We start from the raw sequence: 20,143 nt of genomic DNA on the forward strand, positions 1-20,143 counted from the left end.
GGTTCAGGTCAGCGTCACGTCGGCGCTGGCATCGTCGGTCAGAAGAATGAGATCGGCCGGCGTGAAGGCGATGTCCACGTTGTCGCCGATGGCGAAATCCGTTGTGCCCAGCGGGCTGCGGACGACGGCGATCGTGCCGTCGTTCAGCCGGATCTCGTATTTCGAGCCGGAGCCGAGATAGATTGCCTCCGCGACCGTGCCGGACACACGGTTTTCGCCGGTGACGATATCTGTGCCGGCGCGTTTCAGCGCCACGCGCTCCGGCCGCAGCAGCATGACCGGCCGGGCATCGCCGGCAAGGCGGCCGTGCGCCACGATCCTGTCGTTGCCGATGGTCATGATCGTATCGTTGCCGGAGACTTCGCTTGCGCCCCGCAAGACGGTGGATTCGCCGATGAAGCGGCCAACGAACAGCGTCGCCGGGTTGTCGTAGAGTTCACGTCCCGTGCCGATCTGCTCGATGCGGCCGCCATTGAAGACGGCGATGCGGTCAGACAGCACCAGCGCCTCTTCCTGGTCGTGAGTGACGTAGACGAAGGTGGTTCCCAATTCGCGGTGGATGCGCTTGATCTCGAGCTGGAGCCATTCGCGCAGCTTCTTGTCGAGCGCGCCGAGCGGCTCGTCCATCAGCAGCAGCGGCGGATCGAAGACCAGCGCGCGGGCAAGCGCCACGCGCTGCTGCTGGCCGCCGGAAAGCTCGCTCGGATAACGGTGAGCGAAATCCGCCATCTTCACCATGTCGAGCGCGCGCTTGACCCGTCGCTCGCGGTCCTCGCCCTTGATGCCGCGCAGCGTCAGCGGATAGGCGACATTCTTGCCGACTGTCATGTGCGGGAAGAGCGCGTAGTGCTGGAAGACCACGCCGATGTTACGCTTGTGCGAGGGCAGGCCGGTCACGCTCTTGCCGCCGATCTCCAGCGTGCCGGAACTGATGTCGGTGAAGCCGGCGATCAGGTTCAGCGTCGTCGTCTTGCCGGAACCGGAAGGCCCGAGCAGCGTCATGAACTCGCCGGGGCGGATGTGGAGATCGATGTCGCTAAGGGCCACGAAGGCGCCGTAACGCTTCGAAGCCTTGCGGATTTCGATCGCAGCACCAGCGGATCGTTGGGGTGCTTTCATGGTCATGTCCTTCCACGGCGCATGCCGAAGAGCAGGCCTGCAATGATGATGAGCGACGTTGCGATGAAGAGCAGGGTGCCGACAGCGGCAACCGTCGGGTCGGCGTCACGGGTGATCGACGAATAGATCTGTACCGGCAGCGTTTTCAGATAGGGGCTGGTGATGAACAGCGCGACGATGATTTCGTCGAACGACGTGATGAAGGCGAAGAGCGCGCCGGAGAGGATGCCCGGCAGAATCAGCGGCAACGTCACCGTGCGAAACACCGTCAGCCGGCCGGCGCCCAAGCTTGATGCCGCTGTTTCAAGCCGCTGGTCGAAGACTTCAAGACTGGCCTGCACCGCGATCAGGACAAAAGGAATAGCGAGCATTGTATGCGCCAGCACGAAGCCTGTGACGGTACCGACCAGATGGGCGTCGAGATAGACGGCATAGATGCCGATCGCCAGCACTACGCCGGGCACGACCATCGGCGTGATCAGCAGCGCACGCAGCAATCCACCGGTGCGAGCCGCCGCGCGGGTGACCCCGAAGGCGGCGAGGGTGCCGACGATGGTTGCGACCACCGCGACGATGAGGGCGATGAACAGCGAGTTGGTGAAGCTCGTCGTCCAGTCGGGATTGGTGAAGAAGTTGCCGTACCATTGCCATGAGAAACCGACCGGCGGGAAAGCCAGCGACTTGTTGCCGTTGAACGACATCGGGATCACGACCAGCGTCGGCGCCAGCAACAGCACGGCGACGAGCAGGCAGAAGAGGCCGAGGAAAATGCGCGGGAAAGAGGGCATGGGCTTAAGCCTCCCTGCGCGAGCTGGTGTGTCTCTGGCGCATCAACGGGGCGGCGATGGCGAGCAGTACGAAGGTTGCGACCAGCAGAACGACGCCCATCGCTCCGCCACGGCCCCAGTTGAGCAGGCTCAGCACCTGGTTCTGCACCAGCGAGGACAACATGATGCTGCGCGGACCACCGAGGAGCGCCGGTGTGATGTAGAAGCCCAGCGACAGGATGAAGACGATGATGACGCCGGCATAAACGCCGGGCAGCGACAGCGGCATGTAGATCTGTACGAAGGCGCGCCAGGGCTTTGCGCCGAGGCTGCGGGCAGCCTGCAACAGCCGTGTATCTATGCCCTTCATCACGGAATAGATCGGCAGGATCATGAAGGGCAGCAGCACCTGCGTCATGCCGATGATAACGCCCGGCAGCGTGCGGATCAGCTTGACGGGTGACAGGCCGAGGCCGCGCAGGAAGGAATTGATGACGCCGGAATCCTGCAACAGGATGACCCAGGCCAGTGTGCGCACGACACCGCTCAGCCAGAAGGGCACGAGCACGCAAAGGATCAGCACCAGCCGGACATTCTTGCCGACAATGGTCATGGCGTAGGCATAAGGGTAGGCGCAGATTAGGGAAACCAGCGTCACCCAGGCCGCAACCACAAACGTCCGTTGCAGCACCGTCCTGTTGACCGCGGACTGGAAGAACCAGACGTAATTGCCAATGCCGGGTGCTGGATCGGTGAAACTGCGGACGACGACGATCGCCAATGGATAGGCCAGTGCGATCACCAGCACCAGTAAGGCGGGCGCCGCAAGCCAGACCGCGCCACGGGGGCGAAATCGTGAAAGGAAGCCCGGCTGTTTAGCACCAGTGGCCAGGTCGGGGGTGGCGGTGGTCATGGAGATCTCCCGTCATGGAAGCAAGCCCGGCCGGGGCCGGACTTGCGAGGGATCAGGGGTTCAGTTTCCAGAGAGAAGAGCGTTCCACTTCTCGGCGGCGAGATCAAAGTTCTTCACCCAGAACGGGATATTCTGCTGATAGCTTTGTCCGATACGCTCCGGCGTGCTGGTCAGGAAAGCGGCGGTGACGTCGTCCACCTTCGGCTTGGAGTCGAGATTGATCGGCGTGTAGGACGTCTTTTCGGCCAGGATCTCCTGCGAGCGGGCGCCGAGATAGGCGTTGAGCAGCGCATAGGCAGCATCGGTATCCTTGACGCCGACCGGAATGGTCATCTGGTCCATGACGACCAGCCAATCCTGCCAGACCGGCGTATACTGTGCGCCGTTCTTCACGGCGGTCATCGCGCGGCCGGTCCACATCATCACCATGTCGGCTTCGCCGGATTCGGCAAGCTGCTGCGATTCAGCGCCGGTCTTCCAGTAGATCGTGTCCGGGCCGAGATCGCGCAGCTTCTGGATGCCTTTCTCGATATCATCGGCCGTCATCGCCTTCGGGTCGCCGCCGGCTGCCTTGAACGCCTGCTCGATCAGGCCGCCGGTCGGATCGCCGCTGCCGTCGATGGCGCGGCTGCCGGGAAACTTTTCCGTGTCGAAGAAATCGACCCAGTTCTTTGGCGGATTGTCCTTGTAGGTCTCGTTCTTGTACATCAGCACGACGCCGTAGTTCATCGCCGGGACCGAGCACTCGCCGACCTGGTTCGGCGGGATCTTCGAAACGTCGAGCTTGGATAAGTCGAGCTTCTGGAACAGCGTGCCACAATGGACGTAGGGCGGCAGGTCGGCGGTATCGACGACATCCCAGGTGACATTGCCGGCATCGACCTGCGCCTTCAGCTTGGCGATTTCCGTCGGGCCGTCGTTGAGCAGCGTCACGCCGGATTTTGTGACGAAATCCTGGAGGGCGGCGACCTGGCCGTCCTGGTAGATGCCGCCATAGGAGACGAAGGTCAGCGTCTTGCCCTTGAGCGAACCTTCCTTCACCTCGCCGGCGACCGGCTTTTCCTGTGCAAACGCCGGCAACGCCAGGGCGCACGTCATCGTTAGGGCGAAAGCCCTCGCAAAATTCTTCATCGTCATTACTCCCAGTAGCGCTCGCCTGCGTTGTTCCTGCTGCGGTTACGAGCCAAGCCGTGGCAGGTATTTATCGAGGTCATCCGCGACGCTGGTGGGCGGCGCGATCATCCAAAGGACTTCAGCGGTTTCCGTGCCGATGTTTTCGGTCTTGTGCGGAACCGAGCTTGGATATTCGATGCTGTCGCCGGCCGACAGCATATGGCGCTCTTCGCCGAGGGTGAGTTCCACCTTGCCCCGCAGAACGAAGAAGAGTTCATGCGAATCCCCATGGCTGTAGGGCTTGTCGCCCGTCGAGCCACCGGGATCGAATTCACCGATATAGACTTCCATGTCGCGGATCGGGCGGCGCGACAGAAGCATCTTCCGATAGCCCTCGGCCGGTGGCAGGGCAGGGCGCTCATGTTTGCGCAGGACGCGACCGACGGGCGGGGACCCATCATCGAAAAGGTCGGTGAGGCTGATGCCGAGCGCGCCGGCAATGCGCATCAACGTGCTGATGTTGACGCCGCTTAGACCGCGCTCGAGTTGGCTGAGGAAGCTCGCGGTTGTGCCGGTAGTGTCTCCCAGCGTGCGCAGCGACATGCGCCGGGCATTGCGGAAAGCCTTGACCTTCGCACCGACAGCAGCCTGATTCTTCGCAGCAACAGCGATATCGTCCATGGCCTCACCTCTCACTTAACACTGTATTAAGTGGATTGGCGCTTGGCAACAGCGAATTTCAGCATCGGCTGTTTTTCATTGCTGGTGTTGGATTTCAGCAGAATTTGAACCCCTTCGCATTGTTACACAGAATCCGGCCTATAACGTTGATTGAAAACATTTTTCTGGCTTCAAGGGAACGCGCGAAATCAATAGATGGTTCGGATTCTGGCGATAATCAAAAGTCTTTTAAGCTGGGCAGGGGATGCCAGGTCGCCAGCGCGACTTGACAGTGGCAATGCCGTGGATATATGAGAGGTCATACCACGGTAAAGACAGAAATTGAAGCCATGAAAACAATTCGCCGCGAGCCACAGGAAATTGGATCCCATAACCGGGTGGCGGCCTTCCTGCGCGACCAGCTGCTGTCAGGCGAGCTGAAAGCGGGAGACTGTCTGTTGCCCGAGCGGGAACTTGCGGCACATTTAGGCGTCAGCCGACCGGTGCTGCGCGAGGCCCTGCGGGCGTTGTCGATGATAGGGGCTGTCGAAATTCGCCACGGCGTCGGGACCATCGTCAAACGGCCGGATGCCACAGCGCTCGGCGATGTGTTCAGCTTCATGTTGGCGCATGAGTCCAATGTGTCTGGCGACATCATGGAGGCTAGAAAGGCGATTGAGCATCACGCCGTGCGGCTCGCTTGCCAGCGTGCGACGGAACAAGATTTCGCTGATATCGCGACCGCGCTCCGGCATATCGTCGATACGATCGACACGCCGGACGCTGGCGGCATCGCCGATTTCCAGTTTCATGAGGCGATCGTCAATGCGTCGCATTCGCCGACGCTGGTGACGATCTACGCTTCGATCTCGCAACTGATGATGCGGTCGCATCTTGAGCGTCGTGAGAAAATCATTCGGGTCGATGGAATCCAGGAGTTTTTGATCGACCATCACCGGCTGATTCTGCAAGCACTTGCTGCGCGGGATCGGGTGCGGGCCGATGATTTGCTCCACCAGCATTTCGAAATCGGCGCCGATTTCCGGCGCCGCGCCAGCCTTCACGACATCGCTCTGGGCGCAGGCGCTTCGATCTAATCAAGTTCAACGAAATGGGAAGATAATTATGAATATTGTCATTGGCAGCGATCACGCAGGTTTTCCGTTGAAAGCGGATGTCATTGCCGTTCTGGAAGAGCTTGGCCACGCGGTTGAAGATATCGGAAGTTTTACACCCGAACCGGTGGATTTTCCGGATATCGCCAGCCTGCTGTGCAAGAAGGTCCGCGATGGTGAAGCCGAGCGCGGGATTCTGGTGTGCGGCACGGGCGTTGGTGCGGCTATTGCTGCAAACAAGGTCAACGGCATCCGCGCCGCTGTGTGCCACGATGTTCACTCCGCGCATCAGAGTGTGGAGCATGACGACGTCAACGTGATGTGCATCGGCGCCAAGATCGTCGGCCCATGGCTCGCTCGCGATCTCGTTGTCGCCTATCTCGAGGCGGAATTCGACCGGAATGAAGACTTTGTCCGCCGCGTCGAGAAATTGACCGCACTTGAACAGGCGAACTGACCGAATCCGGTTCGGGACGGAGGGAGAGAGCGACATGACCAATCAAAATCTGCCGAAATTGGCTTTTATCGGACTGGGAGTGATGGGGCGCGAAATGGCGCTTCATCTTGCGGCCGCTGGCTATCCGTTGAATGTGTTCGACATCTCTCTGACAGCGGTGGATGCGTTGGAGGAAAAGGGCGCAACCCGGTGCGACAGCGTTGCTGCGGCGGTGAGCAATGCCGAGATCGCCATCTCGATGTTGCCTAACACACCTGAGGTCGATGATGTCGTCAACCGCAACGGTGTACTCGCCAATATGAAAAGCGGTGGCATTTTCATCGACATGAGCACGATCTCGCCGGAAGCGACCCGGGCAATGGGTACTGCTCTTGCGGAGAAAGGCATCGCCATGCTTGATGCGCCGGTTTCCGGGGGCCCTATCGGCGCCAAGAATGCGGCACTTTCCATCATGGTCGGCGGTGAGCGAGCAGCATTCGATCGCGCATTGCCCGTGCTGCGGATTATGGGGACCACAGTCAGTCACGTCGGCACAGCAGGAGCGGGGCAGACGGTCAAGTTGTGCAATCAGCTTGTTTGCGCCATCAACATCCAGGCTGTCTGTGAGGCACTTGCCCTCGGCCGGGCAAGCGGCGTCGATCTGTCGCAAATGCGGGACGTCTTGCTCGGCGGCTCTGCCTCGTCCTGGATGCTCGAAAAGCTCGGCCCGGCCATGATCGCCGGTGATGCCGGCGCTGGCTTCCGCATTGACCTGATGCTCAAGGATCTTCGCCTCGTACTCGAAATGGCCGGGCAAAACGATGTTGCGTTGCCGGGCACCTCGCTCGTGACCGCACAATATGTCGAAGCCCGCGCTCATGGCGAAGGCTCCAATGGCAATCAGGCGCTGTTCAAAGTCTACGACCGGATGACGGGCCAGGACGGTGCGCGCCTTCCCGTCATGGAAAACCAGTCATGATCCTTGATTTCTCTGTCGTCCTGCTACGGTGGCAGATGCTGATCGACGGAATGGCGCTGACGGCCCAACTCGCATTCATCACGACGATCACCGGGTTCGTGATCGGCACTGCGTGCGCAATTGCGCGCCGGTCCGGCGGACCTATTCTCCGGTTGGTCGGAGCGACGTATGTGGAAAGCATTCGCAACACGCCATTTCTGGTCCAGATCTTCGTGATCTACTTCGGCCTGTCGAGCCTCGGGTTCTCTTTCAGCGCGCTCGTGGTCGCGGTGATCGCACTCACCGTGAATGTGGGTGCCTATACGGCTGAAATCATGAGGGCAGGTTTCGATTCGATCCAGAAAGGCCAATGGGAAGCGGGCGAATGCCTGGGGCTTTCTCCGGTACAGCTTTATTGGCATGTCGGACTGCGCCCTGCCATGGAGCGGGTCTATCCATCATTGACCAGTCAGTTCATTCTCCTGATGCTGGCGTCGTCGGTTACCTCACAGATATCTGCCGAAGAATTGACCGCTGCCGCGAATTTCATCCAATCGGAAACGTACCGGCCGTTCGAAGCCTATATCGTGGTGGCGGTTCTCTATCTTTTCCTGTCGCTGATCATGCGTGCCGTCTTCTGGGCGCTCGGAATGTTCATGTTCCCGCGCCGTCGCCGGCTCGGCACGCCGCTGTGAGGAGGCAACGATGACCACGGCACTCAATATCAACCATTTGCAGTTTCTGGTGACCGGTGCATTCTGGACGCTCGTGCTGAGCGTCATGGCGTTCATCGGTGGCGGACTGTTTGGCTTTCTTGTGGCCTTGGGCAGAATCACGCCATCACGCACGGTTCGCATCGTCACCGGCGCCTATGTCCAGTTGATCCAGGGCACGCCGCTGCTGGTCATCATGTTCATCATTTATTTCGGCTTGCCGACGCTTGGGTTGTCGATCACGCCGCTCTTCGCCGCCGGACTGTCTCTGACGATCTATGTCAGCGCCTATCTCGGCGAGATCTGGCGGGGTTGCCTGGAGTCCGTGCCCAAGGCGCAGTGGGAAGCGGCCGAATGTCTGGCGCTTTCCAAAATGCAGAGGATGTTCAAGGTCATCCTGCCGCAGGCGGTTCGGATCGCGACGCCACCAACGGTGGGGTTCAGTGTCCAGATCGTCAAGAATACATCGCTTGCTTCTGTCGTCGGATTTGTCGAGTTGACCCGGGCCGGGCAGCTGATCAACAATTCTATCTTCGAGCCCTTCCTTATCTATCTCATCGTTGCAGGCCTTTACTTCTGTCTATGCTTCCCGCTGTCGGCACTCAGTCAAAGGCTCGAGCGGCGGGGGTTGAGAATGCGGGCGACAGCGAAGCCGGCGACATGACGCTCAACAGTTTCAGGGAGGCAAATCATGCCCGTGCCAATGATCGCGCTTAACGACGTGAAGAAAAGTTTCGGTGCCGTCAACGTTCTAAAGGGCGTCACATTCTCGGTCCGCAAGGGGGAGGTTGCTGCACTGATCGGCGCCAGCGGTTCGGGCAAGAGCACCGCGCTTCGCTGCATCGATCGTCTGGAGGTGATCGACAGCGGCGAGATTTCGGTTGCGGATCACAAGGTTCACGATCCGGACCTTAACCTTCGGAAGCTCAGGCTGGACGTCGGCATCGTGTTTCAGAGCTATAACCTGTTTCCGCACCTGACCATCGAAGAAAACATCATGCTCGCGCCGTGTTCGGTCAAGAAGATACCGAAGGCGCAGGCGCACGATCTGGCGCAAAACGCCCTGGAGCGTGTCGGCCTGTCCGACAAAGCCGATAGCTACCCGGAACAGCTATCCGGCGGGCAGCAGCAGCGCGCCGCCATCGCGCGGTCGCTGGCAATGGAGCCGAAGGTTATGCTCTTCGATGAAGTGACCTCAGCGCTCGACCCGAAACTGACCGGCGAAGTGCTGCGCGTTATCGAAAAACTCGCCGAAAGCGGCATGACCATGATCATGGTCACGCATGAAATGAACTTTGCCCGCAAGGTCGCTGACCGGGTGATTTTCATGCACCAGGGTCTTGTTCACGAGGAGGGTGACGCCGGCATGCTTGCGGCACCTCAGACGCCCGAACTGCGGGAGTTTCTAAGTCACGATCTATGAATTCATCATCAAAACTGGAGGAGATAAGATGAAAATTCTCAGAACATTCGCCCTTGCGGGTATCGTTGGTGCTGCACTGGCGAGCCAGTCGATACCGGCATCCGCCGACACGTACGCCGATATCATCGCCGCGAAAAAGATCCGCATCGCGACCGATCTCGCCATCCCGCCATCCGGCATGCTTGACGCCAATCTCAAACCGGTCGGCTCCGACGTGGAGACTGCCCAGCAATTGGCCAAGGACTGGGGCGTCGAGGTCGAATTCATCCAGACGACTGGCGCCACCCGCATCCCGAACCTGCAGACCAACAAGGCTGATATCGTGGTCTCGACCTTGTCGGTCACACCGGAACGTGCCCAGGTGATCGATTTTTCGAAGCCCTATGCCGGGCTCCAGTCGGTGATCGCAGCACCGGCGACTTCGCCCATCAAGGACTGGGCCGACCTGAAAGGCCAGACGGTAACCGTTACCCGCGGCACGACGCAGGACACCGAGCTTACCAAGATGGCGAGCGAACATGGCTTTACGGTTACGCGCTACGATGACGATGCCACGATGGTAACTGCCGCGGTCTCCGGCCAGGCGAAGATGATCGCGACTTCGGCGACGCTGGTCAAGCAGGTGCACGACAAGAACCCAACGCTGGCATTTGAGCCGAAGATAACCATTCGCGTGCTCAACCTGGCTATCGGCGTTCGCAAACACGAACCGGAACTGCTGGCCAAACTCAATGAGTGGGTGGCGGCCAATCTGCAGAACGGCAAGCTGAATGAGATCTACCAGAAGTATCACGGCACGCCGATCCCGGCAGAAATCATCAACGCGAAATGATGGCTTGCGACTAGTCTACGATCGCAGTGGTTGGATCTGATTTGAGGTTTGGTCACCGTCCGTACAAAGAGACCCCTGGAAGCCTTGCCCGGGTGCAAGGCTTCCAGGATTAATCCCAAACGTCGATAGGAAAGAAGTCGCACCCTTGCCACGCAACACTGTGTCGGGGGTCTACTCAGTTTGACGACTGCGCCATGGCGCGAAATGTCGTCTCACGGGAAATAGAGCCTACGGGGGATCCATTTTCTGTCACCACCAGCGTCGAATGACTGCCGAGCAATGGGAAACAGGAGGCCAGCGAGGAATTGATGTCAACCGATGCGGGCATGTGGCCAAAATTCGTGGTTTGACTGGATGCCCCGGCCATCGCGGCGGGATTTTCCTTTGCCAAGACGCTGCGGACTGACAGGGCCTTTGCATAATCGACCTTTTGCACGAACCGACGCACGTAATCGTCGGCAGGCGAGAAAACGATGTCCTCGCCTGTTCCGATCTGCCGGATGTTTCCATCCTTGAGAATGGCGAGGCGGTCTCCCAGGTGCAGCCCTTCATCAAGATCGTGTGTGATGAAGACGATCGTCTTCCTCAGCCGCTTCTGGATGTCTTTCAGCTGTGCCTGCATATCGGCCTTGATCAGCGGATCAAGGGCGCTGAAGGCTTCGTCCATCAAGAGGATGTCGGCCTCGGTTGCAAGCGCACGCGCCAGCCCGACGCGCTGCTGCATCCCGCCGGACAATTGCCGGGGATATTTCATCTCGAAACCGGAGAGGCCGACAATCTCGATCTGCTCCATCCCGCGCCTGAGTGCGTCTCCTTCGGATACGCCATTCAACGAGAGGCCACAGATGACATTTTCCAAGACTGTCTGGTGCGGCAGCAGGCCAAAGCGCTGAAACACCATGGATATGCCGCCGCGCCTGAATTTGAGGAGTCTGTCGCTGCTCATCCCGAGCACATCCTCGCCATCGACGCGGATGCTGCCGGCCGTCGGTTCTACCAGACGGTTGAAATGGCGGATCAGTGTGGACTTGCCGGATCCGGACAGCCCCATGATAACGAATGTCTCGCCGGCATTGACCGAGAGGCTGATATTGTTGAGCGCCAGCACGCATCCGGTCTTGGCGAGGATTTCCGATTTGGCGACGCCTTCACGCGCCATGGCGAGCGCCGTCTTGGAGGCATTGCCGAATATCTTGTAGACCCCTTCGACGACGATTTTGGTGTTTGCGGCCGTCATTATGCGCCATCCTTCAGGTGCTGCTGTGAACGCCGTCCCAGTGATTGAGCGATGCGATCGAAGATGATAGCGAGAAACACGATGGCAAGCCCCGCAAAAAGCCCGGTGCTGACCTCAAGGCGCTGGATGCCCTGCAGAACCTGATAGCCGAGACCGCCCGCGCCGATCATGGAGGCGATGACGACCATCGACAATGCCATCATCGTCGTCTGGTTGATCCCGGCCATGATCGTCGGCATGGCAAGCGGCAACTGAGCGCGGAGAAGTTTCTGCCAGGATGTGGCGCCAAACGCGACGATCGCTTCGACGACTTCGCTATCCACCTGCCTGATGCCCAGATCGGTGAGGCGAATGACCGGCGGAATGGCGAAGAACACCGTTGCCAGCAAAGCGGGGATTTTGCCAGGGCCGAACAACATCACGAAGGGGATGAGATATACGAAGATCGGCATGGTCTGCATGATATCAAGCACCGGCAGACACGCCGCCCGCAACGTGTTCGACTGCGCCATGAGCACGCCTATCGGGATGCCAAGAACGATGGCAAGAATTGTTGAGGCCAGCATCAGCGCGATTGTCGCCATGGCTTCGTCCCAGACGCCGAGCAGCCCAACCGCAAAAAGCATTATTGCGGTAACGAGCGCGGTTTTCCAGTTGCGCGAGGCGGCGAGAGTGATGCCGGTGACCAGCACGATCGTCACATACCACGGCAGCCACTGCAGGATTTGCTCAAGCATCATCAGGCCGCGCAGCACGGGCAGGAAAAGGTGCTCGAGAAATTCACCATAATTTGCAACCACGGCCGTGAACCCGTCGTCTATGGCAAAGCGCAGAGAACGCAGATCGATGATTTCAGGAAAATTGCTGGCCAAAATGTCAATCCTTGAAACGAGCGGCCGTCAGGTCGATGAGTGATCCACGCCAAGCGGGATGCTGCCGGGCGTGGACCTGTCGTCATTCGTCAGAGGGACGCCTTGATCTTGTCCGCCACGTCAGCGGGGACCCACTTCGTCCAGATCGGCTCGTAATTCTTGAAGAAATAGGTAGCAACTTCCGCCGGCGATGCCTTGTTGTCGTCGCCCCATGCCAGGATCTCGCTCACCTGATCATTGGGCAACTGCATCTTGGACAGATAGTCTGCAACCGCAGGGGCCTTCTCCTTCAGCGAGGTCACCACGGCAACCGCCACTTCGCCGACAGCCCAGCCGGTCAGCTGCGGCGCTTCGCATTTGGTATCGGTAAGGCAGGTGAATTTCGCGGCGTCGTAGGCCGGCATGTCGAGACGCTTCAGCTTGTACTTGCCGATCACTTCCGTCGGCCCCCAGTAGTAGCCGACGAAGGGCGCCTTGCGCGCCGCCTGACGTGCGATCGTTGCCTTCAGGTTGGCCCCGGAACCGGTCGGGTAGATCTCGAATGTTTCTTCAATCCCCAAGGCCTTGATGAGATTGTTGGTGATGACCTCGCAACCCCAGCCCGGGGGGCAGGCGTAGAAGCGGCCCTTGTCGGGGTTGGAAGCATCTTCGAAGACCTTCCAGTTGGCTTTCAGATCCTCGACCGATTTGATCTGCGGGTTCTTCTCGGCCAGATAGTCCGGGATCCACCAGCCTTCTTCACCTCCCTTTTCGAAAATGTCGCCCGCCTTGTAGACATTGCCTTTGGCGATCATCTGATCCCAGGTTGCTTTGGCGGTGGAAACCCAGAGTTCCGGCGCGATATCAGGCTGGCTCTTGGTCAGCATGGAGGTTGCTGTTGGCACGGTGTCGCCCGGCACGATTTCCGCGTTGCAGCCGAAGCCGTCGGCGAGAACGGTTTTGGTCACGTTCGCCAGCATGCCGGCCGAAAGCCAGGTCATCTCGGCGATGGTGATCTTGTCCGTTGTCCCGCACTCTGTCGCCTGGGCTTGCTGCGCGGCAAGGCCGGCGGTCGCCGCGACAAAAGCGGCGAACAAACTCGTTGAGATCGAAATTTTCATTGTTGTTCCCTCGTTCTGGCTTGGCCCGGACTACGTGACGGGCATATGAACGATGGCCAACAAATCCTCTTTAATCAAATCGAAACAACTTATCCAAATTTCAATTTTTCTTAAGTCATTGCGGCAATACGAGACAAGAGGCTGGCGTCAACGGAAACACCGTCGCGCTGTGCCATTCGCCGCGCTTCTGCCCGCCTTGATCCTGGCAGGCGAGCTCCCTCCTGAACATTGATCGCCGCCATCAAAGCCTCCACCTGACTTTGAAAATGTCCGGAAAATGCAACGGGATCGAAGGCGATGAAGCATTGGCCGGTGCGCGGCGGCCCCCCGGCATCGCCGGAAAAGGCACTTGCGTCCTTGCTGAGAACGGCGCCGGAGAGACAGGAGGCAAGGAGTTCCACCATGAGCCCAGCCCCAAATCCCTTATAGCCACCCGCTGGCAGCATGGCGCCGTCGAGAGCCTCTTTCGCATCCGTGGTTGGCCGGCCTTTGCTGTCGATCGCCCAGCCAGGTTCGATCGCGCGGCCTTCGCGGGCGCGAAGCAAGATTTCGGATTTGGCGATCGCACTGGCCGACTGGTCGATGACGAAGGCGGCGGCGCCTTTTCCGTCGGGTACGGCAACAGCGAAAGGATTGGTGCCGATGACGGATCTGCGCCCGCCGGGCGGTGCGATCGATGCCGGTGCGTGGGTGGTGCACAGGCCGAGAAACCCATGCATGGCGATACGCTCCGCGTGATGGCCAAGCACGCCACAATTGTAGGAGTTGCTGACCGTGAGGGCGGCAACGCCGTTGTCGCGCACCGCCTGCATGAAGGCATCCCAGCCGGCATCGATTGCCGGATGGGCAAACCCCGTTGCGGCATCGACTGTAACGGCGCCCGGGCGCGGCTGCGACACGGTTGGAACGGCCGCGCCATCAACCTTGCCGGAGCGCAGGTGGCTTGCATATATCGGCACGTAGAGCAGGCCGTGACTGCGGATACCGTCCTGTTCCGCCAGCCGCGTCGATCGCGCGACGGAGGCGGCGTTGGCCGCAGTCGCTCCGGCCGCCGTCAAGGCGTAGTGGCATGCCGCCTCGATCGCGTCGAGGCTCATCCGAAAGGTCAAAATCAAACTCCTCAGTCGTTGTCCGTTTTTGCGGCGCCTGCCCCGCGTACCCGTGATTGTTGCGAGGCGGGAACGTAGGTGCGCGCACAGAGCGCTGCGGCAGCGGCCAGCACCGCTTCCGTCGTCGGCTGCGGGCGGCGCTCACCGGCGCGCGCCGCCGTTGCCTTCGGCCGCATCTGAATGCGGATGTTGCCGAGAAAACCGGGCAGGAGCCGTACTTCTGCCGTGGAAAAGATTTCATCTCCCGCTTCGATAACGATATCCGCATGGACCGTGTCTGCCATGGCACCGCAAAGACCGTAGAAAAGTGGCATCGAGGACAGGCCATCGGTGCAAACCGCCTGCCTTGCCGGGCTCGATAACAGCCTGTCCAGATCAAACAGCACGGCGACAACCGAAGCCGCGTCATCCGGGGAAGTCTGTTCACCCGCGGTCAGAAATCGCACGGCCTCGGCAAGGCCGTCATAACCTCTCGCCGAAAGCCAGCGCGCCGCACGGCCGATCTCTTCCGCAACACCAAGCGTCAGCCCGGCTCCAAGCGCTGCCTTGCGCGTGGTCATCTCAACCTCGTTGAGCGACAGTTCGACCGTACTCATGTCAGCACCGGCAGCCAGCAATTGTCGGTCTCGCCCGCACCGATATCGTCGAAATCCGGCGCGCCCTGAAACAAGGTTATTCGCGTCCAGCGGTCAGAGCGGGGATCGAACTTCGCCGCTCCGAAGAAGGACAGCTTGCAGCGCAGCATGTCGATGGGAAGGCAGGTACCGGCGATGAGATTGTCGCGGATCTCAGAATAGGGGGCGGCATCGGCCATCTGCACCCGGCGCACGACATGGCGATGCTGCGGATAGCGCGCCACGAAGGAGGCGACATCCAAGAGCCCGGATTCGGCACTCAAATCCTCCCGCAACGCCCCGATCTGTCGCGCGATATCGAGTGGCAGTTCACGGTCGGCCCCCGGCTCCTCATAGCGTTGCCCCAGTCGCGGCTCCAGTTTTTCCTCCGAGACGTACCAAAACTGCGAGGTTTCGCTCTTTTCCCGAAAATCGATACCGGATGCCCAGCCGAAGTGGCGATCCAGCAATGCGCGCAGTGCTGACAGCGGCATTGCAGGCATGAGATGGCCTTCGCTCGCCACGGCCATACCGTCGCAAAAAGCGTCCACGACAGGACCCGCCGCCTCGATTAATAGCGCTGCAGCCAGTTCCTGGAAATCCACCGAGCGCAGCCTCGACCTCGCGGCAATGTCGGCTGCGGAGGATGGAGCGTGCTCAAGTTCGACCAGTTCGTCCGCCCATTCCTTACGCAGAATGGCGATCCGTTCGGAAAGACCGGCATCATCGACGTTCCATTGCCGAAGGTGCTCCACCGTGTTGCGCCAAAGGTCAAGAATGCGTTCGGGCTTCACCAGCGCTTCCCCGCCAAGCACCATGGCCAGCGCCTTTTCACGTGCCGTAATCCAGGCATTCAACAAAGCGGGGTGATGGACCAGAAACGGTGCCATGCCGAGGCCGGTGGAGTTCCCCATGCCAAGATGCTGCTTCAGGGATCGCTGCAGAGAAACGAAGGTTTCAGGAGACCGGCAGCGCGCCATATGCTCGACAAGATCATGGGAAAAGCCGCGGATCAACCAGACTGCCAGCATTTCTGCTTGAAACGGTCCCGCCATCTCCGGCCGGTGCGAAATCACGAAGCGGTCTGCAATGCCGAATTTTCCGTTTCCGTAAACGGCGGTCGTGCGCATCAGGTATCCGACGTCCAGTACCAGATCGCGGTCCGGCTGGCGGCCGCTTGCCAGTCTCGCGACGACATGCTCGAAAAAGCGCACCGACTTGTTGGCCCTGCTGAGCACCAGATCGCTCTCGCGGAAACGTCCGGCTTCCTGCAAGGGTGCATTCCGCGACAGGCGGTCAAGTTCGGGCGCATCCGGGGTTCCATCATAGAGCACGAAACTCGTATCCCAGGCTTCAGCAATGACCCTGTCGGTGCGGTCTTCGTCCGCAAGCTGGGTCGAAAACGCAACAAGGCTGTATGTGTTGCCTGCGAGGACGACGCTGTAGACCGCGCGCCCATATCCGTCCCCGTCGATATCCCAAAGCGGACGCGAGACCTTCGCCTTTTCCGCAGCAAGCCGGCGCAGCAGGCTGCGCGTGAAGCTGAGCCGCGTCGGGAACGATGCGCCGAGCCTCTTCAGCCGCATCACCTCGTCCGGGCTGCGCAGCCGGCTTGCGCTGCCCGCGTTCATTGCGCCGCAACCCGTTCTCCCCAGGCCGCAGGGCCGAAAGAATGGCCATAGAAGCGCAACCAATTCCCGCCCATGATCCCGGACACTTCGGAGGGCGAGAAGCCCGCGTCGCTCAGGCCCCGGGTGATATTGGTCAGCGACAGATTGTTGCTGAACCAGGAGGGCTGTTGAGGCCAACCGGCTTCGCTCGCTGTTCCCTCGCCGTAATCCGTCGTCTTCGACCAGCGGCCATTGCGCATCCAGGTCACGATGGAGTCGGGCTGGTCCTGGCAGAGATCGCTGCCGATTCCCAAATTCTCCGCCCCATACCGCGACGCGGATTCCGCGATCATCTCGCAAAAGGACTGCAACGTGCAGGAGGCACCGCCTTTCAGGTGATGGGCATACATGGAAAAGCCGAGCATGCCGCCGGAACCGGTGAGGGCGCGCAGAACCGTATCAGACTTGCTCCTCAGTCCGTTATGCCACCAGGACGGATTGGCATGGGTGATGGCAATCGGGCGGGCCGAAATCTCGATTGTCTCCAGCGTGGAACGCTCTGACGAATGGCTCATGTCGATGACCATGCCGACGCGGTTCATTTCCGCAATCACCTGCCTGCCGAAGCGCGTCACGCCCGTATCGACGGCTTCGTAACAGCCCGTGGCCAGCAGCGACTGGTTGTTGTAGGTCAATTGCATGAAGCGGATGCCGAGCGCGTGGCAAACCTCGACCAGCCCGATATCATCCTCGATGGGCGACGGGTTCTGCAGGCCGAAAAAGATTGCGGTCCGCTCTTGCTCTATCGCCTTCTTGACGTCGCCCGCGTCGCGGCCGAGAAAGATAAGGTCGGAGTGATTTTCGAAATGCCGGTTCCAGGCCGCGATGTTGGAAACGGTCTCACGAAAGTTCTCGTGATAGGCAATCGTTGCATGAACGGCGTGAACGCCGCCCGCCCGCATTTGGCGGAACACGGTCTCGCTCCATTTGGCATATTGCAGGCAGTCGATCAGCGGGCTGGCGATGGTTTGGGTCATGGCGTCACTCCGGATTTCCGGCGCGGATATAGGCCGTCTTGATCTGCGTGTAGAATTCTGCGGCGTTGCGTCCTTGCTCGCGCGGTCCGGAGCTTGAATTCTTCCGGCCACCGAACGGCACATGATAGTCGGTTCCGGCGGTCGGCAGGTTGATCGTCACGCAGCCGGTTTCGACATGTCGACGGAAATGCGTGGCGCGCGCAAGCGAAGACGTGAAAATGCCCGCAACCAGCCCGAAATCCGTATCGTTGACTTTCTCCAGCCCCTCTTCATAACTCGAAACCGCCTGGACGGCGCTGATCGGCGCGAACATTTCCTCGCGGTTGAGCGGCATGTCGTTTGTGGTACCGGTCAGAAGTGCCGGGGACATGTAGTAGCCCTGATGAGCAAGTTCGATCCTCTCGCCGCCATAGGCGACGGTGGCGCCCGATTTCCGGGCCGCGTCGATCCAGCCAAGGTTCGATTCCAGCTGACGCGCGCTGACGACCGGACCAATGCGCGTGGAAGCGTCGAGCGCGTGACCGACCGTCATCTGTGACAAAGCCCCTGTAAGCTTTTCCACAAAGGCGTCGTGGATCTGTTCATGCACGATGAGCCGGGAGCTTGCAGTGCATTTCTGGCCGGTGCCGGAATAGCCGCCGGATACGGCCGCAGAGACCGCAAGTTCGAGATCTGCGTCCTCCATCACCAGAAGTGCATTCTTCGAGCCGAGCTCGAGTTGGTATTTGGTGAGATTGGGCGCCGCAGCGATGGCCACCTGCCGGCCGACCTCATAGGAGCCGGTGAAGGTCACCGCATCGATGCCGCGATGTCCGGCGAGCCCGTGGCCGATATCCTTGCCGGTGCCCATCAGAAGCTGGAACGTGCCTTCCGGCAGCCCGGCTCGATGGATGATCTCGGCGAGAGCCCAGGCCGAAGCTGGTGTTTCGTTGGCAGGCTTCCAGATGACGGCATTGCCGTAAGCCAGAGCCGGCGCGATTTTCCAGCTGGCGGTCGCCATCGGGAAATTCCACGGGGAGATGACCGCCACCACGCCCATCGGCTCGCGCCGCATATCGATCTCGATGCCGGGCCGGACGGAGTCGGCATTCTCGCCCAGCTGCCGCAGCGTCTCGGCCGCATAATATGTGAAGAACTGCCCGGCCCGGTAAACCTCGCCCTTGCCTTCCGCGAGCGGCTTTCCTTCTTCGCGCGACAGAAGCTCTCCCAGTTCGGCCGAGCGCTTCATCAGTTCCTCGCCGATGCTTTGCAATATGTTCTGCCGCTGCTCCAGCCCGACGCCGCGCCAGGCGCGCGCGGCTATCTTTGCGGCGTCCACGGCGCGGTCCAGATCGTTGCGATCCGCCTGCGCGAACAAACCGACCAGATCGGCAATGTCCGAAGGATTCCGGTTCTCGATCGAAACATCGTTCTTTGTCCAGGCGCCGGCGATGAGATTCTGATGGATATTTGTCATATGCCTTCTCCTTGGCCTGCAGATTGCCAATCGGATCACTTCAAGCAAGCAGAAATTTCTGTTACAAACTTCAGAATTATTGAAACAGGTGCGCTATGATCAAGTTGGAGGCCCTGCGGGTCTTTGTTGTCGTTGCCGAGGCAGGCAACATCAAGGACGCTGCGGAAATTGTCGGGCGGACACCGTCGGCAGTATCAATGACATTGAAGCAGTTGGAAGACGAACTGGGCGGCCCGCTTTTTCAAACGGATCGCAAGAACAGCCTGACCGCGCTCGGCAGTATTCTCTTTGACACGGCTCATCTGCAGTTGAAAAGTTTCGATCGTGGCATCCGGACCGTCAGGGCGTTCGCAAAGAGCCGCATCGGCAGCCTCACCATCGCCTCCGTGCCGTCTGTGGCGGCACACTTGCTTCCTATCCTCCTTCAGAAATTCCTGGAGGATCGGCCGCAGGTGCAGGTTGAACTGTTCGATATGGACAGTGCACAGGTGCGGCAAATGGTTGAAACCGGAGCGGCGGATATCGGCTTTAGCGGAGAACCGCGCATCTCGGGATCGATCGGGTTCACACCCCTATTCAAGGACCGATACAAACTTTTGTGTTCGGAAAAATCAGGGCTTACATCATTGCCGCGTTCCATTCTCTGGGACGATCTCGCCCATGAAAATCTCATCCTCAATGGATCGTCCGAACAGATTCGAGCGGAGGCCTACATCGACATCGCATCCAGGTCGTTGATGACGGTTCACAACACGACGTCGCTTTTTGCTCTGGTCAAGGCATCCCTGGGCGTGACCATACTGCCGGCGTTGTCAGCATTTCACACGCCCGATGGCATCTCGGTGCTCGACATTGCGGAGACGCGAAATGAGAGGGTGGTTGGTATGCTGGAACGCAAGGACGGCATAAAAAGCCCTGTTGCGGAGGCTTTTAAAGTGCTCTGCCTTGAATTGTTTCCGGCCCACCTCAAAAGCTTTGGGCTTCAACATGTTGAAAATGCCGAGACCTACCCGCTGCATCGTTCGACGTGATACAGAAAACGGTTCAATCGCGCCTGCG

Annotated in this window: 21 protein-coding genes; 8 read left to right on the top strand and 13 right to left on the bottom strand. The window is 59.8% G+C overall.

Annotation, left to right across the window (positions count from 1 at the left end):
- Nucleotides 1–3: 3 nt before the first annotated feature.
- The 5 genes from ASD32_RS16335 to ASD32_RS16355 all read right to left on the bottom strand — a co-directional run bounded on the left by ASD32_RS16335 (nucleotide 4) and on the right by ASD32_RS16355 (nucleotide 4,593).
- Nucleotides 4–1,119 (bottom strand): ABC transporter ATP-binding protein, encoded by a 1,116-nt coding sequence (locus tag ASD32_RS16335; protein ID WP_060639111.1) that lies wholly within the window; start codon nucleotides 1,117–1,119, stop codon nucleotides 4–6.
- A 2-nt stretch (nucleotides 1,120–1,121) separates the two neighbouring features.
- On the bottom strand, nucleotides 1,122–1,907 hold the full coding sequence (locus ASD32_RS16340; protein WP_060639112.1) for an ABC transporter permease: 786 nt from the start codon (nucleotides 1,905–1,907) through the stop codon (nucleotides 1,122–1,124).
- A 4-nt stretch (nucleotides 1,908–1,911) separates the two neighbouring features.
- On the bottom strand, nucleotides 1,912–2,799 hold the full coding sequence (locus ASD32_RS16345; protein WP_060639113.1) for an ABC transporter permease: 888 nt from the start codon (nucleotides 2,797–2,799) through the stop codon (nucleotides 1,912–1,914).
- Nucleotides 2,800–2,859: 60 nt separating this feature from the next.
- Nucleotides 2,860–3,897: an extracellular solute-binding protein gene (locus tag ASD32_RS16350; protein WP_244490196.1), complete on the bottom strand. Its 1,038-nt coding sequence runs from the start codon at nucleotides 3,895–3,897 to the stop codon at nucleotides 2,860–2,862.
- A gap of 78 nt (nucleotides 3,898–3,975) precedes the next feature.
- Complete coding sequence (locus tag ASD32_RS16355) at nucleotides 3,976–4,593, bottom strand: XRE family transcriptional regulator (protein ID WP_060639115.1); 618 nt, start codon at nucleotides 4,591–4,593, stop codon at nucleotides 3,976–3,978.
- 320 nt (nucleotides 4,594–4,913) lie between these two features.
- Between ASD32_RS16355 and ASD32_RS16360 the strand changes: the two genes are divergently transcribed.
- The 7 genes from ASD32_RS16360 to ASD32_RS16390 are packed head-to-tail and all read left to right on the top strand — an operon-like array spanning nucleotide 4,914 to nucleotide 10,049.
- The gene (locus tag ASD32_RS16360) at nucleotides 4,914–5,669 is read left to right on the top strand and encodes a FadR/GntR family transcriptional regulator (protein ID WP_200953612.1); all 756 of its coding nucleotides are present in this window, start codon (nucleotides 4,914–4,916) and stop codon (nucleotides 5,667–5,669) included.
- A gap of 28 nt (nucleotides 5,670–5,697) precedes the next feature.
- On the top strand, nucleotides 5,698–6,144 hold the full coding sequence (rpiB, locus tag ASD32_RS16365; RefSeq protein WP_060639117.1) for a ribose 5-phosphate isomerase B: 447 nt from the start codon (nucleotides 5,698–5,700) through the stop codon (nucleotides 6,142–6,144).
- A gap of 34 nt (nucleotides 6,145–6,178) precedes the next feature.
- A complete protein-coding gene (locus tag ASD32_RS16370) occupies nucleotides 6,179–7,102 on the top strand; it encodes an NAD(P)-dependent oxidoreductase (RefSeq protein ID WP_060639118.1) in 924 nt (307 codons plus the stop codon).
- Complete coding sequence (locus tag ASD32_RS16375; RefSeq protein ID WP_060639119.1) at nucleotides 7,099–7,776, top strand: amino acid ABC transporter permease; 678 nt, start codon at nucleotides 7,099–7,101, stop codon at nucleotides 7,774–7,776. Before ASD32_RS16370 ends, ASD32_RS16375 begins: the two co-directional genes overlap by 4 nt.
- Before the next feature lie 10 nt (nucleotides 7,777–7,786).
- Nucleotides 7,787–8,458: an amino acid ABC transporter permease gene (locus ASD32_RS16380; protein WP_060639120.1), complete on the top strand. Its 672-nt coding sequence runs from the start codon at nucleotides 7,787–7,789 to the stop codon at nucleotides 8,456–8,458.
- Between the two features lie 27 nt (nucleotides 8,459–8,485).
- Nucleotides 8,486–9,217 carry an amino acid ABC transporter ATP-binding protein gene (locus ASD32_RS16385; RefSeq protein WP_060639121.1) on the top strand — a complete coding sequence of 244 codons (732 nt, stop codon included), beginning with the start codon at nucleotides 8,486–8,488 and terminating at the stop codon, nucleotides 9,215–9,217.
- 28 nt (nucleotides 9,218–9,245) lie between these two features.
- Entirely contained in the window at nucleotides 9,246–10,049 is an 804-nt protein-coding gene (locus tag ASD32_RS16390) for a transporter substrate-binding domain-containing protein (RefSeq protein WP_060639122.1), read from the top strand.
- Between the two features lie 175 nt (nucleotides 10,050–10,224).
- Here the strand turns inward: ASD32_RS16390 and ASD32_RS16395 are convergent, their stop codons facing one another.
- The 8 genes from ASD32_RS16395 to ASD32_RS16430 form a co-directional block, all read right to left on the bottom strand.
- Entirely contained in the window at nucleotides 10,225–11,286 is a 1,062-nt protein-coding gene (locus tag ASD32_RS16395) for a betaine/proline/choline family ABC transporter ATP-binding protein (RefSeq protein ID WP_060639123.1), read from the bottom strand.
- Nucleotides 11,286–12,167, bottom strand: coding sequence for an ABC transporter permease subunit (locus ASD32_RS16400; RefSeq protein ID WP_200953614.1), 882 nt, complete (start codon nucleotides 12,165–12,167; stop codon nucleotides 11,286–11,288). The genes ASD32_RS16395 and ASD32_RS16400 overlap by 1 nt, the downstream gene beginning before the upstream one ends.
- Nucleotides 12,168–12,247: 80 nt before the next feature.
- Entirely contained in the window at nucleotides 12,248–13,258 is a 1,011-nt protein-coding gene (locus ASD32_RS16405; protein ID WP_060639125.1) for a glycine betaine ABC transporter substrate-binding protein, read from the bottom strand.
- Between the two features lie 110 nt (nucleotides 13,259–13,368).
- Nucleotides 13,369–14,367 (bottom strand): Ldh family oxidoreductase, encoded by a 999-nt coding sequence (locus tag ASD32_RS16410; protein ID WP_244490182.1) that lies wholly within the window; start codon nucleotides 14,365–14,367, stop codon nucleotides 13,369–13,371.
- 11 nt (nucleotides 14,368–14,378) lie between these two features.
- Entirely contained in the window at nucleotides 14,379–14,963 is a 585-nt protein-coding gene (locus ASD32_RS16415; RefSeq protein ID WP_082546818.1) for a DUF3726 domain-containing protein, read from the bottom strand.
- Nucleotides 14,960–16,612 (bottom strand): hypothetical protein, encoded by a 1,653-nt coding sequence (locus ASD32_RS16420; RefSeq protein WP_060639128.1) that lies wholly within the window; start codon nucleotides 16,610–16,612, stop codon nucleotides 14,960–14,962. The genes ASD32_RS16415 and ASD32_RS16420 overlap by 4 nt, the downstream gene beginning before the upstream one ends.
- Nucleotides 16,609–17,628, bottom strand: coding sequence for a membrane dipeptidase (locus ASD32_RS16425; protein ID WP_060639129.1), 1,020 nt, complete (start codon nucleotides 17,626–17,628; stop codon nucleotides 16,609–16,611). Before ASD32_RS16425 ends, ASD32_RS16420 begins: the two co-directional genes overlap by 4 nt.
- A gap of 4 nt (nucleotides 17,629–17,632) precedes the next feature.
- Nucleotides 17,633–19,084 carry an aldehyde dehydrogenase family protein gene (locus ASD32_RS16430; protein WP_060639130.1) on the bottom strand — a complete coding sequence of 484 codons (1,452 nt, stop codon included), beginning with the start codon at nucleotides 19,082–19,084 and terminating at the stop codon, nucleotides 17,633–17,635.
- 95 nt (nucleotides 19,085–19,179) lie between these two features.
- Here ASD32_RS16430 and ASD32_RS16435 point away from each other — a divergent pair, with 95 nt between their 5' ends.
- Nucleotides 19,180–20,115, top strand: coding sequence for a LysR family transcriptional regulator (locus tag ASD32_RS16435; protein WP_060639131.1), 936 nt, complete (start codon nucleotides 19,180–19,182; stop codon nucleotides 20,113–20,115).
- The last annotated feature ends 28 nt before the right edge of the window (nucleotides 20,116–20,143 follow it).

Origin of the sequence: Rhizobium sp. Root483D2 (assembly GCF_001426685.1) — a bacterium.
Classification (GTDB): Bacteria; Pseudomonadota; Alphaproteobacteria; order Rhizobiales; family Rhizobiaceae; genus Pararhizobium; species Pararhizobium qamdonense.

What these genes read in the sequence shown, in the direction of transcription:
- ASD32_RS16335 (WP_060639111.1), bottom strand. Translation starts at nt 1,119, where the DNA reads ATGAAAGCACCCCAACGATCCGCTGGTGCTGCGATCGAAATCCGCAAG.
- ASD32_RS16340 (WP_060639112.1), bottom strand. Translation starts at nt 1,907, where the DNA reads ATGCCCTCTTTCCCGCGCATTTTCCTCGGCCTCTTCTGCCTGCTCGTC.
- ASD32_RS16345 (WP_060639113.1), bottom strand. Translation starts at nt 2,799, where the DNA reads ATGACCACCGCCACCCCCGACCTGGCCACTGGTGCTAAACAGCCGGGC.
- ASD32_RS16350 (WP_244490196.1), bottom strand. Translation starts at nt 3,897, where the DNA reads ATGACGTGCGCCCTGGCGTTGCCGGCGTTTGCACAGGAAAAGCCGGTC.
- ASD32_RS16355 (WP_060639115.1), bottom strand. Translation starts at nt 4,593, where the DNA reads ATGGACGATATCGCTGTTGCTGCGAAGAATCAGGCTGCTGTCGGTGCG.
- rpiB (WP_060639117.1), top strand. Translation starts at nt 5,698, where the DNA reads ATGAATATTGTCATTGGCAGCGATCACGCAGGTTTTCCGTTGAAAGCG.
- ASD32_RS16370 (WP_060639118.1), top strand. Translation starts at nt 6,179, where the DNA reads ATGACCAATCAAAATCTGCCGAAATTGGCTTTTATCGGACTGGGAGTG.
- ASD32_RS16375 (WP_060639119.1), top strand. Translation starts at nt 7,099, where the DNA reads ATGATCCTTGATTTCTCTGTCGTCCTGCTACGGTGGCAGATGCTGATC.
- ASD32_RS16380 (WP_060639120.1), top strand. Translation starts at nt 7,787, where the DNA reads ATGACCACGGCACTCAATATCAACCATTTGCAGTTTCTGGTGACCGGT.
- ASD32_RS16385 (WP_060639121.1), top strand. Translation starts at nt 8,486, where the DNA reads ATGCCCGTGCCAATGATCGCGCTTAACGACGTGAAGAAAAGTTTCGGT.
- ASD32_RS16390 (WP_060639122.1), top strand. Translation starts at nt 9,246, where the DNA reads ATGAAAATTCTCAGAACATTCGCCCTTGCGGGTATCGTTGGTGCTGCA.
- ASD32_RS16395 (WP_060639123.1), bottom strand. Translation starts at nt 11,286, where the DNA reads ATGACGGCCGCAAACACCAAAATCGTCGTCGAAGGGGTCTACAAGATA.
- ASD32_RS16405 (WP_060639125.1), bottom strand. Translation starts at nt 13,258, where the DNA reads ATGAAAATTTCGATCTCAACGAGTTTGTTCGCCGCTTTTGTCGCGGCG.
- ASD32_RS16415 (WP_082546818.1), bottom strand. Translation starts at nt 14,963, where the DNA reads ATGAGTACGGTCGAACTGTCGCTCAACGAGGTTGAGATGACCACGCGC.
- ASD32_RS16420 (WP_060639128.1), bottom strand. Translation starts at nt 16,612, where the DNA reads ATGAACGCGGGCAGCGCAAGCCGGCTGCGCAGCCCGGACGAGGTGATG.
- ASD32_RS16425 (WP_060639129.1), bottom strand. Translation starts at nt 17,628, where the DNA reads ATGACCCAAACCATCGCCAGCCCGCTGATCGACTGCCTGCAATATGCC.
- ASD32_RS16430 (WP_060639130.1), bottom strand. Translation starts at nt 19,084, where the DNA reads ATGACAAATATCCATCAGAATCTCATCGCCGGCGCCTGGACAAAGAAC.
- ASD32_RS16435 (WP_060639131.1), top strand. Translation starts at nt 19,180, where the DNA reads ATGATCAAGTTGGAGGCCCTGCGGGTCTTTGTTGTCGTTGCCGAGGCA.